General features: G+C 59.4%; 11 protein-coding genes. 3 read left to right on the top strand and 8 right to left on the bottom strand.

Going from position 1 to position 13,130, the window contains the following annotated elements:
* Nucleotides 1-130: 130 nt before the first annotated feature.
* The 7 genes from B1722_RS23920 to B1722_RS23890 all read right to left on the bottom strand — a co-directional run bounded on the left by B1722_RS23920 (nt 131) and on the right by B1722_RS23890 (nt 7,978).
* Complete coding sequence (locus tag B1722_RS23920; RefSeq protein ID WP_003223818.1) at nt 131-556, bottom strand: GNAT family N-acetyltransferase; 426 nt, start codon at nt 554-556, stop codon at nt 131-133.
* Entirely contained in the window at nt 549-1,721 is a 1,173-nt protein-coding gene (locus B1722_RS23915; protein WP_086794582.1) for a cupin domain-containing protein, read from the bottom strand. Before B1722_RS23915 ends, B1722_RS23920 begins: the two co-directional genes overlap by 8 nt.
* A gap of 86 nt (nt 1,722-1,807) precedes the next feature.
* Entirely contained in the window at nt 1,808-3,178 is a 1,371-nt protein-coding gene (gene purB / locus B1722_RS23910) for an adenylosuccinate lyase (protein ID WP_027614666.1), read from the bottom strand.
* Between the two features lie 127 nt (nt 3,179-3,305).
* Entirely contained in the window at nt 3,306-3,929 is a 624-nt protein-coding gene (hflD, locus tag B1722_RS23905) for a high frequency lysogenization protein HflD (RefSeq protein WP_041073234.1), read from the bottom strand.
* Complete coding sequence (mnmA, locus tag B1722_RS23900; protein WP_007920201.1) at nt 3,926-5,050, bottom strand: tRNA 2-thiouridine(34) synthase MnmA; 1,125 nt, start codon at nt 5,048-5,050, stop codon at nt 3,926-3,928. Before mnmA ends, hflD begins: the two co-directional genes overlap by 4 nt.
* A 59-nt stretch (nt 5,051-5,109) precedes the next feature.
* A complete protein-coding gene (locus tag B1722_RS23895) occupies nt 5,110-5,556 on the bottom strand; it encodes an NUDIX hydrolase (protein WP_041073236.1) in 447 nt (148 codons plus the stop codon).
* Between the two features lie 196 nt (nt 5,557-5,752).
* A complete protein-coding gene (locus tag B1722_RS23890) occupies nt 5,753-7,978 on the bottom strand; it encodes an NADP-dependent isocitrate dehydrogenase (RefSeq protein WP_086794580.1) in 2,226 nt (741 codons plus the stop codon).
* Nucleotides 7,979-8,458: 480 nt separating this feature from the next.
* On the opposite strand from B1722_RS23890, the gene icd reads away from it, so the two are divergent.
* Complete coding sequence (icd, locus tag B1722_RS23880) at nt 8,459-9,715, top strand: NADP-dependent isocitrate dehydrogenase (RefSeq protein ID WP_041073239.1); 1,257 nt, start codon at nt 8,459-8,461, stop codon at nt 9,713-9,715.
* A gap of 79 nt (nt 9,716-9,794) precedes the next feature.
* Here icd and B1722_RS23875 read toward each other — a convergent pair whose 3' ends face one another.
* Entirely contained in the window at nt 9,795-10,082 is a 288-nt protein-coding gene (locus B1722_RS23875; protein WP_086794658.1) for a cold shock domain-containing protein, read from the bottom strand.
* Between the two features lie 224 nt (nt 10,083-10,306).
* Here B1722_RS23875 and clpS point away from each other — a divergent pair, with 224 nt between their 5' ends.
* Complete coding sequence (clpS, locus tag B1722_RS23870) at nt 10,307-10,690, top strand: ATP-dependent Clp protease adapter ClpS (RefSeq protein WP_011334948.1); 384 nt, start codon at nt 10,307-10,309, stop codon at nt 10,688-10,690.
* 30 nt (nt 10,691-10,720) lie between these two features.
* A complete protein-coding gene (clpA, locus tag B1722_RS23865) occupies nt 10,721-12,991 on the top strand; it encodes an ATP-dependent Clp protease ATP-binding subunit ClpA (protein ID WP_086794578.1) in 2,271 nt (756 codons plus the stop codon).
* Nucleotides 12,992-13,130 lie beyond the last annotated feature (139 nt).

The raw sequence follows: 13,130 nt of genomic DNA, 5'->3' as shown, positions 1-13,130 counted from the left end.
CTTTGTAGTGAGAGGATTTATCCCCGATGGGGCGCGGAGCGGCCCCAAAAAACCTTGGGCCTGCTTCGCGGTCCATCGGGGATAAATCCCCTCACTACAGGATCTCCAAAGATCACAAGATTTCTGCCGCTCAGGCCGAATGGCGAACCATATCGACATGCGGAATCCCGGCTTCAAGGAATTCCTCACTGACCAGGCTGAAGCCCAGGCGCTCATAGAACGCCGTGGCCTGTACCTGGGCGCTGAGCATCTGCTGCTGCAGGCCGCGGGCTTCGGCTTCGGCGATGACCGCCTGCATCAGCGCATCACCCACCTTCATCCCGCGCCAGTCCTTCAGTACCGAAACCCGGCCAATGTGCCCGTCGGGCAGCAGGCGCGCGGTGCCGATCGGAAAGTCACCTTCGAACGCCAGAAAATGCACGGCGGTCGCGTCATCGGCGTCCCATTCAAGCTCGGGTGGCACCGATTGTTCGGCGATGAACACCGTTTCACGAATGCGCCGGATCTCGGCGTTGTCCTTTTGCCAGTCTGCGACACGTACGCGAATCTTATTCATCGGCAAATCCCAGGCTGCCCTGTTTGACCAGCTCACACAGCAGGCCGCGACCGTCTTCGTCGTTCAGCCACTCGCCGAGGTTATCGACGTGCAGCGCATCGGCGGCGCAGATCATCTTCAACAGCTCGCGCAGCTTGCCCGGCAGGTAACGGCTCTGACCGCTGGCGAACAGCAGCAGATCGTCATCGACTTCCGACCAGGCCAGGCGCGCGCTCGGGTTGCGGATCAGCACCGCACCGTCTTGCAGGGCGTTGAGGAAGTCATCTTCTTCAACGTCTTCCGGGCCGACCACCAGTTCCGGGTAGCGCGGTTCGGTCATGTACTGGCCGAACCAGGTCAGCAGCAGGCGTTCGTCGCTCATGTGTTCGGCGAGCAGGCTTTTCAGGCGGCCGAGTGCGTCGTGCTGGATCTGATGCGGATCATCGCTGACCGGTTTCGCATCGGCGTCGGTGTAGCGTTCTTCGTCAGTCAGGAACTGGCTGAGGAAGTCGGTGAAGTGGGTCAGCACTTCAGAAGCGCTCGGCGCGCGGAAGCCGACTGAGTAGGTCATGCAGTTGTCCACGGCGACACCGCAGTGGGCCAGGCGCGGTGGCAGGTAGAGCATGTCGCCCGGTTCCAGCACCCACTCTTCGGTTTCGTGGAATTCGGCGAGGATGCGCAGATCCGCGTGTTGCAGCAGCGGGCTGTCGGAGTCGCACATCTGGCCGATTTTCCAGTTGCGCTTGCCGTGGCCTTGCAGCAGGAACACGTCGTAATTGTCGAAGTGCGGGCCGACGCTGCCACCCGGGGCGGCGAAGCTGATCATCACGTCATCGACGCGCCAGCTCGGCAGGAAGCGGAAGTTTTCCAGCAGCTCGCTGACTTCCGGGACGAATTGATCAACGGCCTGAACGAGCAGGGTCCACTCTTTTTCCGGCAGCTTGCTGAATTCGTCTTCGGCGAACGGGCCGCGACGCAGCTCCCACGGACGCTCGCCGTGCTCGATCACCAAGCGCGACTCGACCTCTTCTTCCAGGGCCAGGCCGGCCAGCTCGTCGGCGTCGATCGGGCTTTCGAAGTCAGGGATGGCCTGACGGATCAGCAGCGGCTTTTTCTGCCAGTAATCGCGCATGAATTCGCGCGCCGTAAGACCGCCCAGAAGTTGAAGAGGAGTATCAGGATTCATGTGTAACCTATTGAAAAAAAGCATTTTTCAGACGGGAATAAAAACGCCCGGCGCGGCCGGGCGTCTCAAACGGGTCAAGCGGTGAATCAGATGCGTTTTGCTTGCGCCACAGCGTTACCGATGTAGTTGGCCGGGGTCAGCTGTTTCAGCTCGGCTTTCGCTTCGGCTGGCATGTCCAGGCCGTCGATGAAAGTCTGCAGCGCTTCAGGGCTGATGCCCTTGCCGCGGGTCAGTTCTTTCAGCTTCTCGTACGGGTTTTCGATGTTGTAGCGGCGCATTACGGTCTGGATCGGCTCGGCCAATACTTCCCAGCAAGCATCCAGGTCGGCAGCAATCTTGTCGGCGTTGAGCTCGAGTTTGCTGATGCCTTTGAGGCTGGCTTCGTAGGCAATCACGCTGTGAGCAAAGCCCACACCGAGGTTGCGCAGTACGGTGGAGTCGGTCAGGTCGCGCTGCCAGCGGGAGATCGGCAGCTTGCTCGCCAGGTGCTGGAACAGTGCATTGGCGATGCCCAGGTTGCCTTCGGAGTTTTCGAAGTCGATCGGGTTGACCTTGTGCGGCATGGTCGACGAACCGATTTCACCAGCGATGGTGCGCTGCTTGAAGTAACCCAGGGAGATGTAGCCCCAGATGTCACGGTCGAAGTCGATCAGGATGGTGTTGAAGCGCGCGATCGCGTCGAACAGCTCGGCGATGTAGTCATGCGGTTCGATCTGCGTGGTGTACGGGTTGAAGCCCAAGCCCAGTTCGTCTTCGATGAAGGCGCGGGCGTTGGCTTCCCAGTCGATCTGCGGGTAGGCCGACAGGTGCGCGTTGTAGTTGCCCACGGCGCCGTTGATCTTGCCCAGCAGTGGCACGGCAGCGACTTGAGCGATCTGACGCTCGAGGCGGTAAACCACGTTCGCCAGCTCTTTGCCCAGAGTAGTCGGGGAGGCCGGTTGACCGTGGGTGCGCGACAGCATCGGCACGTCGGCGAAACGGATTGCCAGTTCGCGGATGGCGTTGGCAGTCTGGCGCATCAGCGGCAGCATCACGTCGTCACGGCCTTCGCGCAGCATCAGGGCGTGGGACAGGTTGTTGATGTCTTCACTGGTGCAGGCAAAGTGGATGAACTCGCTGACCTTGGCCAGCTCCGGCAGTTTGGCCGCCTGCTCCTTGAGCAGGTATTCGATCGCCTTGACGTCGTGGTTGGTGGTGCGCTCGATCTCTTTGACGCGCTCAGCGTGCTCCAGCGAGAAGTTTTCAGCCAGTTCATTGAGAACGGCGTTGGCCTCGGCGGAGAAGGCTGGCACTTCCGGGATACCGGCGTGGGCGGCCAGGCGCTGGAGCCAGCGCACTTCAACCAGGACGCGGGCACGGATCAGGCCGTACTCGCTGAAAATCGGGCGCAGGGCCTGGGTTTTGCCGGCGTAGCGGCCGTCAACAGGGGAAACCGCAGTGAGCGAAGAGAGCTGCATGGGGTGTTCTCGGACAGTCGGGCAACGAAATGGGGCGCATATCATACATGAAAAAATCCGCCGGTCCGTTGCCAACTGACCGGCGTATTACGCGCTACAGACTACAAAACTTTTATTGCGCGACGATTTACTCGCTGCGCATCAACGGATACAGCTCTTTGAGCAGCTTGCGCCGGCTGATCACCAACTGCCAGCGGTGGCCGCCGAGCTGGCGCCACAGGCGCGCCGAACGGATGCCAGCCAGCAGCAGGGCGCGGATTTTCGAGGCATTGCTCGGTTGTTGCAGGTTGCGCATGTCGCCATGCACCTGAATTCGCTGGCGCAGGGTGCTCAAGGTGTCCTGATACAGCGCACCGCAAGCGGCGATCACGTTTTCGTGGGCCGGGCCGAAATGTTCGACCTGCGACTGGATCTGCGGCAAGCGCTTGCCAATGGTGTCGAGCATGTCGTCACGCTTGGCCAATTGACGTTCGAGGCCGAGCATCGACAGGGCGTAGCGCAGCGGTTCGCGCTGCAGGGTGCTGGGGTCGCGCTCAAGAGCGCCGATCAATGCACGGTAGCCTTCGCGCAAATTGATATCGTCGCCGCCGTACACGTCCAGTGTGTCTTTCGGGTCGCGTACCAGCAGGCTGCCGAGCATGCAGCTCAGGCCGGCCTCGCTGGTCTGGCCGGTCTTGGCGATCCGGTCGACCAGCACTGCGGCGAGAAACACGCCGCCCAGCGCCGTCAGTTGCTCCTGAGTCGGGCTCATGCCTGGCCGCTCCACGGCTCGGCAACTTCGATCACGCCGCCACCGAGGCAGATTTCACCGTCATAGAACACCACGGACTGACCCGGGGTTACCGCACGTTGCGGTTCGTCGAACACGGCACGGTAGCCGCTGGCGGTTTTTTCCAGGGTGCAGGCCTGATCGCTCTGGCGATAACGCACTTTGGCGGTCAGGCGCAGTGGCTGGCTCAGGTCGATCGGATTGACCCAGTAGATTTCCGAAGCGAGCAGGGCGCTGGAGAACAGCCACGGATGGTTGTTGCCCTGGCCAACGATCAGCTCGTTGCTGTCCAGATCCTTGCGCAGCACGTACCACGGCTCGTCGCCGGCATCTTTCAGGCCGCCGATACCCAGGCCCTGACGCTGACCGATGGTGTGGTACATCAAGCCGTGGTGACGGCCGATGACTTCGCCTTCGGTGGTCTTGATCTCGCCCGGTTGCGCTGGCAGGTATTGCTTGAGGAAATCGCTGAAGCGTCGTTCACCGATGAAGCAGATCCCGGTGGAATCTTTCTTCTTGGCCGTCGCCAGCTCGTATTTTTCGGCAATGGCGCGCACTTCCGGTTTTTCCAGTTCGCCGACCGGGAACAGGGTCTTGGCGATCTGTTCGCCGCCGACGGCGTGCAGGAAGTAGCTCTGATCCTTGTTCGGATCGAGGCCCTTGAGCAGTTCGGTGCGACCATCGATGTCACGACGGCGCACGTAGTGGCCGGTGGCAATCAGATCGGCACCAAGCATCATGGCGTAGTCGAGGAACGCCTTGAACTTGATCTCGCGGTTGCACAGGATGTCCGGGTTCGGCGTGCGCCCGGCCTTGTATTCGGCGAGGAAGTGCTCGAACACGTTGTCCCAGTACTCGGCGGCAAAGTTGGCGGTGTGCAGCTTGATGCCGATCTTGTCGCACACGGCCTGGGCATCCGCCAGGTCATCCATGGCGGTGCAGTATTCCGTTCCGTCGTCTTCTTCCCAGTTCTTCATGAACAGGCCTTCCACCTCGTAACCCTGCTCGATCAGCAGGAGAGCGGAAACGGAAGAGTCCACGCCGCCGGACATGCCGACAATGACGCGCTTCTTGGATGTGTCAGAAGGGGCTGGATCACGCATAGGGATTCAATGAGTGTCTTGAAAAAGGACGCGATTCTAGCAGGCTCACGGCCTCAAGGCTAAAGAGAAGGGCGGATCAGTTCCAGACTGAAGTGATGGCCGGCCAGATAGTCGTCGATGCAGCGGATGATCAGCTCGCTGCGCCAGTTGTCGCGCTGGGCGATTAATTCGCTACGGGTCAACCACTTGGCGCCGACGATGCCGTCGTCGAGTTGATAGTCCGGGTGGTGTTTCACCGCTTTGGCGCTGAAGCACACGCGTTGATAAGTCACGCCGTTACTCGGCGCGGTGTACAGGTAAATCCCGATCACGCCGGTGGGTTCGACGTCCCAGCCGGTTTCCTCGAGGGTTTCGCGGATGGCGGCGTCGATCAGGGTTTCGTCCGGATCCAGATGACCGGCCGGCTGGTTGAGCACGTTACGCCCGGCCTTGTGTTCTTCGACCATCAGGAAGCGGCCATTGTCTTCGACGATGGTGGCGACGGTGATGTGGGGGAGCCATTCCATAAATCTTCCTCAAAATCCAGGTTTAACCGATTCACTGTGGGAGCTGGCTTGCCAGCGATGGCGGCTTATCATTCACCATTGAAGGTGCCTGATCCACCGCTATCGCTGGCAAGCCAGCTCCCACAGGGTTTCGTGTTGTGTTTGGAAACACAAACCCCGGCACAGGGCCGGGGTTTGTGATGTTCCCTCTACAACCTTAAACCAGCGCAGCAATCGCCGCGTTGAAGGTTGCGCTTGGGCGCATGGCCTTGCTGATCAGCTCGGCGTCGGCGTGGTAGTAACCACCGATGTCCACTGGCTTGCCCTGCACGGCGTTGAGCTCGGCAACGATGGTCGCCTCGTTCTCGGTCAGGGTTTTGGCCAGTGTCGCGAACTGCGCTTGCAGTGCAGCGTCTTCGGTCTGGGCGGCCAGGGCCTGAGCCCAGTACAGCGCCAGGTAGAAGTGGCTGCCGCGGTTGTCGATGTTGCCGACTTTGCGCGATGGCGACTTGTTGTTGTCGAGGAACTGGCCAGTGGCCTGATCCAGGGTCTTGGACAGAACCAGTGCTTTCGGGTTGTTGTAGTTCACACCCAAATGCTCGAGGGACGCTGCCAACGCGAGGAACTCGCCCAGCGAATCCCAGCGCAGGAAGTTTTCTTCGACCAGTTGCTGCACGTGCTTCGGTGCCGAACCGCCAGCGCCGGTTTCGAACAGGCCACCGCCGTTCATCAGCGGCACGATCGACAGCATCTTGGCGCTGGTGCCCAGTTCCATGATCGGGAACAGGTCGGTCAGGTAGTCGCGCAGGACGTTGCCGGTCACCGAAATGGTGTCCTTGCCTTCGCGGGTGCGCTGCAGGGTGTACTTCATGGCGTCGACCGGCGCCATGATCTGGATGTCCAGACCGCTGGTGTCGTGATCCTTCAGGTACGCCTGAACCTTCTCGATGACCACGCCGTCGTGGGCGCGCATCGGGTCCAGCCAGAAGATCGCCGGGGTGCTACTGGCGCGAGCGCGGTTGACCGCCAGTTTGACCCAGTCCTGGATCGGCGCATCTTTGGTCTGGCACATGCGGAAGATGTCGCCGGCTTCAACAGCCTGTTCCATCAGCAGGTTGCCCTTGCTGTCGGTAACGCGAACCACGCCGTCAGCCTTGATCTGGAAGGTCTTGTCGTGCGAACCGTACTCTTCGGCTTTCTTCGCCATCAGGCCAACGTTTGGCACGCTGCCCATGGTGGTCGGATCGAACGCGCCATTGGCTTTGCAATCTTCGATCACGGCCTGGTAGATGGTGGCGTAGCAACGATCCGGGATCACTGCCTTGGTGTCGTGCAGTTGACCGTCGGTGCCCCACATCTTGCCGGAGTCACGGATCATCGCCGGCATCGAGGCGTCGACGATAACGTCGCTCGGCACGTGCAGGTTGGTGATGCCCTTGTCGGAGTTGACCATCGCCAGCGACGGACGCGCGGCGTAGACCGCTGCGATGTCCGCTTCGATCTGCGCTTGCTGCTCGGCCGGCAAGGCCTTGATGCGCGCGTACAGATCGCCAATGCCGTTGTTCAGGTTGAAGCCGATCTGGGCCAGCACGTCAGCGTGCTTGGTCAGGGCGTCTTTATAGAACTCGGCAACAATCTGGCCGAACATGATCGGGTCGGAGACCTTCATCATGGTCGCTTTCAGGTGCACCGAGAGCAGTACGCCTTGCGCCTTGGCGCTGTCGATTTCAGCAGCGATGAACGCACGCAGGGCGTTTTTGCTCATCACGGCGCAGTCGAGGATCTCGCCGCCCTGAACGCTGGTTTTTTCTTTCAGGACGGTCGCGGTGCCATCTTTGGCGATCAGCTCGATCTTCACAGCGTCAGCGGCGTCGATCAGGGCAGCTTTTTCGCTGCCGTAGAAATCGCCGGTGCTCATGTGAGCGACGTGGGACTTGGAGTCTTTGGCCCAGGCGCCCATCTTGTGCGGGTGCTTGCGCGCATAGTTCTTGACCGACAGCGGAGCGCGGCGGTCGGAGTTGCCTTCACGCAGAACCGGGTTCACGGCGCTGCCCTTGACTTTATCGTAACGCGCCTTGGCTTCTTTTTCGGCGTCGTTGGTCACGGTTTCCGGGTAGTCCGGCAGGTTGTAACCCTGGGCTTGCAGCTCTTTGATCGCCGCTTGCAGCTGAGGTACCGAAGCACTGATGTTCGGCAGCTTGATGATGTTGGCTTCAGGCGTAACGGCCAGGGCGCCCAGTTCGGCGAGGTGGTCGGCTACGGCTTTGTCGCCCAGTTGCTCGGGGAAGCTGGCCAGGATGCGTGCTGCAAGAGAGATATCGCGGGTTTCCACGGCGATATCGGCCGAGGCAGTGTAAGCCTCGATGATCGGCAGCAGGGAATAGGTGGCGAGGGCTGGAGCTTCGTCGGTGAAGGTATAGATGATCTTCGAGCGGGTGGGCATATTCGGATTAACTCTCTCTTCTTTGCTAAAGCGTGCGCAGAAACTCGAGGGGCGCCGGGTAAGCGCGTTCGTTCAAAGTCATCCATGAACCGAATGTCGAGATTCTTCGCGGTGATGTTGGGTGCATCGTTGAGCGTCAAGCAGTCAGGCTGCGGTAACAACCCGACCAATCAGGCGGAAAGTCTCGTGCTAGAGAGGCCAGCCGTCGTGACCCTTTGGTCAGCGGGCGGCATTATACATAGGTAGCTGGCAATCTGCCGATGGTTCATATGCAACGATTCTCGTCCATTGGTCTAAAGGTCGCAGGGGCGGGTGGGGCGTAGAGTCGCTGCGAATGCTTGAGTTTGGCGCTTTTCCCTTTGCTTTCAGGCTTGTACGAAACCAGATGTGCCCGCGCCGTGAACAGAGGGTTTGCGTGTTGATTTAACTGGGTTACGCTCGAACCAAGCCAGATGTTCAATCCAAACAATGGAGTTCAGCATGGGTTACAAGAAGATTCAGGTTCCAGCCGTCGGCGACAAAATCACCGTCAATGCAGACCATTCTCTCAATGTTCCTGATAACCCGATCATCCCCTTCATTGAAGGTGACGGCATTGGCGTCGACGTCAGCCCGGTGATGATCAAAGTGGTTGATGCTGCCGTGGCCAAGGCCTATGGGGGCAAGCGCAAGATTTCCTGGATGGAGGTTTATGCTGGCGAAAAAGCGACTCAGGTCTATGACCAGGACACCTGGCTGCCCCAGGAAACCCTGGACGCCGTCAAGGATTACGTGGTCTCCATCAAGGGCCCGCTGACCACTCCGGTCGGTGGCGGCATCCGCTCCCTCAACGTTGCCCTGCGCCAGCAGCTCGATCTCTATGTCTGCCTGCGCCCTGTGGTGTGGTTCGAAGGCGTGCCGAGCCCGGTGAAAAAGCCTGGCGACGTCGACATGGTGATCTTCCGCGAGAACTCCGAAGACATCTATGCCGGCATCGAGTGGAAGGCCGGCTCCCCTGAGGCCACCAAGGTCATCAAGTTTCTGAAAGAAGAAATGGGCGTCACCAAGATCCGTTTCGACCAGGATTGCGGTATCGGCATCAAGCCTGTTTCCAAGGAAGGCACCAAGCGCCTGGTGCGCAAGGCCCTGCAGTACGTGGTGGACAACGACCGCAAGTCGCTGACCATCGTGCACAAGGGCAACATCATGAAATTCACCGAAGGTGCCTTCAAGGACTGGGGTTACGAGGTGGCGAAGGAAGAATTCGGCGCCGAGCTGCTCGATGGCGGCCCATGGATGAAATTCAAGAACCCGAAAACCGGCCGCGAAGTTATCGTCAAGGATGCCATCGCCGACGCCATGCTTCAGCAGATCCTGCTGCGTCCGGCCGAATACGATGTGATCGCCACGCTGAACCTCAACGGTGACTACCTCTCCGATGCCCTGGCGGCTGAAGTGGGCGGTATCGGTATCGCGCCGGGCGCCAACCTGTCCGACACCGTGGCCATGTTCGAGGCGACCCACGGTACCGCGCCGAAGTACGCCGGCAAGGACCAGGTCAACCCGGGCTCGGTGATTCTGTCGGCCGAGATGATGCTGCGTCATCTGGGCTGGACCGAAGCGGCTGACCTGATCATCAAGGGCACCAATGGCGCCATCAAGGCCAAGACCGTGACTTACGACTTCGAACGTTTGATGGAAGGCGCCACGCTGGTGTCTTCTTCGGGCTTCGGTGAGGCGATCGTCAAGCACATGTAAGAACGGCGGTCGCAACAAAACCGCCCGGCTCGAGTGATCGAGCCGGGCGGTTTGTTTTCTGGCAGGTGTTCGGGTGGCTTCAGCTGGTCACTGATTGGTGTTTAGCGGCAGCCGCAGCCGAGGCGGCATCTATTGCGGCCTCGACATTCTGGATTTTTGTGGCGTGCAGGCCTTTGGGCCCTTGCACGATCTCGAATTTGACGATTTGCCCGGCTTTAAGGGTTTTGTACCCGTCCATTTCAATGGCGGAGTAGTGGGCAAAGAAATCGATGTCCTTGCCGTCCTCGTCCTTCCCCTCGCGGGAATCGGTGTTAATGAAACCGAACCCCTTGGCATTGTTGAACCATTTCACCTTGCCGACAGCCATGCTCAAATCCCTCTGCAACAGTCTCCATCGCTGGAGTATCATCCAATTCATCCGCAATCGAATCCGTTAAAAAGATTGACTCCGCGGATCTTTTTTACCCACTGTGGGCTCTATTGGTTGTAACACCGTTTTCCCGATAGTCAAGGTGACCGGGCAGTCGGAGTTGAAAAGGTGTACAGCCGCCCCCACCACTGTATTTGCACAACTGACGAACCTTTCTTTCCATGCATGCAATCAGCCAGATTCGACTAACATTCAATCAGGATCGCCCGCTTCTCCAAAAGGATCTTCCACAGGAGCACGACGACGATTCGGCAGGCGTTGCTGTTCAGGAAGCAAAGCCTGCGTTACAGGCGCCGCCGATGTACAAGGTGGTTTTGTTCAACGATGACTACACACCGATGGATTTCGTCGTCGAAGTGCTCGAGGTGTTTTTTAACCTGAATCGCGAGCTGGCGACCAAGGTCATGCTGGCCGTTCACACAGAAGGACGGGCAGTATGTGGAGTGTTTACCCGCGACATCGCCGAGACAAAGGCCATGCAGGTCAACCAGTACGCCAGGGAAAGCCAGCATCCGCTACTCTGTGAAATCGAGAAGGACGGTTAATCGCCGACCACTTGGGTATGAGGTGAAGCTATGTTAAACCGCGAGCTCGAAGTCACCCTCAATCTTGCCTTCAAGGAGGCTCGTTCGAAGCGTCATGAATTCATGACCGTCGAACACCTGCTGCTGGCCCTATTGGACAATGAGGCTGCCGCCACCGTATTGCGTGCCTGCGGCGCAAACCTCGACAAACTCAAGCACGACCTGCAGGAGTTCATCGACTCAACCACGCCATTGATCCCCGTCCACGACGAAGATCGCGAAACCCAGCCAACCCTGGGCTTCCAGCGTGTACTGCAACGTGCTGTTTTTCATGTACAGAGCTCGGGCAAACGCGAAGTGACTGGCGCCAACGTGCTGGTTGCAATCTTCAGTGAGCAAGAGAGTCAGGCCGTGTTCCTGCTGAAACAGCAGAGCGTTGCGCGCATTGATGTCGTCAACTATATCGCCCATGGCATCTCCAAGGTGCCGGGGCATGGCGATCACTCTGAAGGTGAACAAGACATGCAGGACGACGAGGGCGGTGAGTCTTCTTCTTCAGGCAATCCGCTGGATGCTTATGCCAGCAATCTCAACGAACTTGCGCGCCAGGGTCGGATCGATCCGCTGGTCGGTCGCGAAACGGAAGTCGAGCGTGTCGCGCAGATCCTTGCGCGTCGACGCAAGAACAATCCGCTGCTGGTGGGCGAGGCAGGCGTGGGTAAAACCGCGATTGCCGAAGGCCTGGCCAAGCGCATTGTCGACAACCAGGTGCCGGATCTGTTGGCCAACAGTGTCGTTTATTCGCTCGACCTCGGCGCTCTGCTTGCAGGCACCAAGTATCGCGGTGATTTCGAGAAGCGCTTCAAGGCGCTGCTCAATGAACTGAAAAAACGTCCGCAGGCGATCCTGTTCATCGACGAGATCCACACCATCATCGGTGCGGGTGCCGCGTCCGGTGGCGTGATGGATGCCTCGAACCTGCTCAAGCCGCTGCTGTCGTCTGGCGACATTCGCTGCATCGGCTCGACCACGTTCCAGGAATTTCGCGGCATCTTCGAGAAGGATCGTGCGTTGGCACGACGCTTCCAGAAGGTCGATGTTGTCGAGCCGTCGGTGGAAGACACCATCGGTATCCTGCGCGGCCTGAAGGGGCGTTTCGAGCAACACCACAACATCGAATACAGCGATGAGTCGTTGCGCGCCGCTGCTGAACTGGCATCGCGCTACATCAATGACAGGCACATGCCGGACAAGGCCATCGACGTGATCGACGAAGCGGGCGCCTACCAGCGTCTGCAGCCGGCCGACAAGCGCGTGAAGCGCATTGACGTGTCACAGGTTGAAGACATCGTGGCGAAGATCGCGCGGATTCCGCCGAAACACGTCACCAGCTCCGACAAGGAACTGCTGCGTAACCTGGAGCGTGACCTGAAGCTGACGGTGTTTGGTCAGGATGCGGCGATCGATTCGCTGTCGACCGCGATCAAACTGTCCCGCGCCGGCCTCAAGTCGCCGGACAAGCCAGTCGGTTCGTTCCTGTTCGCCGGTCCAACCGGTGTCGGCAAAACCGAGGCTGCGCGGCAACTGGCCAAGGCGTTGGGCATCGAACTGGTGCGCTTCGACATGTCCGAGTACATGGAGCGCCACACCGTATCGCGTCTGATCGGTGCGCCTCCAGGCTATGTCGGCTTTGATCAGGGCGGTCTGTTGACCGAAGCGATCACCAAGCAGCCGCACTGCGTGTTGCTGCTCGATGAAATCGAGAAGGCGCATCCGGAAGTCTTCAACCTGCTGCTGCAGGTGATGGACCACGGTACGCTCACCGACAACAACGGGCGCAAGGCGGACTTCCGCAACGTGATCATCATCATGACCACCAACGCCGGCGCCGAGACGGCAGCGCGGGCTTCGATCGGCTTCACTCATCAGGACCACTCATCCGATGCGATGGAAGTGATCAAGAAGAGCTTCACGCCGGAGTTCCGTAACCGTCTGGACACCATTATCCAGTTTGGTCGCCTCAGCCATGAGGTCATCAAAAGTGTGGTGGACAAGTTCCTTACCGAACTGCAGGCGCAGCTGGAAGACAAGCGTGTGTTGCTGGAGGTTACCGATGCGGCGCGCAGTTGGCTGGCGGCCGGTGGTTACGACTCGGCGATGGGCGCACGTCCAATGGCGCGTCTGATCCAGGACAAGATCAAGCGTCCGCTGGCGGAGGAGATTCTGTTTGGCGAGCTGGCCGAGCATGGCGGTGTGGTACACATCGACATCAAGGATGGTGAGTTGACGTTTGACTTCGAGACTACGGCGGAGATGGCCTGACGGTTGTTGGTCTGTTGTAAAGCGAAAGGCGCCTTCGGGCGCCTTTTTTGTTGTCTGATCTTTTTGGGTGTATATCCGTTGCTGCGGTAACGGTTGCTTAGGGTTCCGCCCTTACGGCGGGTCACTTTTGGCAAACGCC

The organism is Pseudomonas sp. SCPG-7, assembly GCF_002156405.1.
Lineage (GTDB): Bacteria > Pseudomonadota > Gammaproteobacteria > Pseudomonadales > Pseudomonadaceae > Aquipseudomonas > Aquipseudomonas parakoreensis.
The sequence above is the reverse complement of the archived record's forward strand: the minus strand, read 5'-3'. Positions and strand labels throughout refer to the sequence as shown.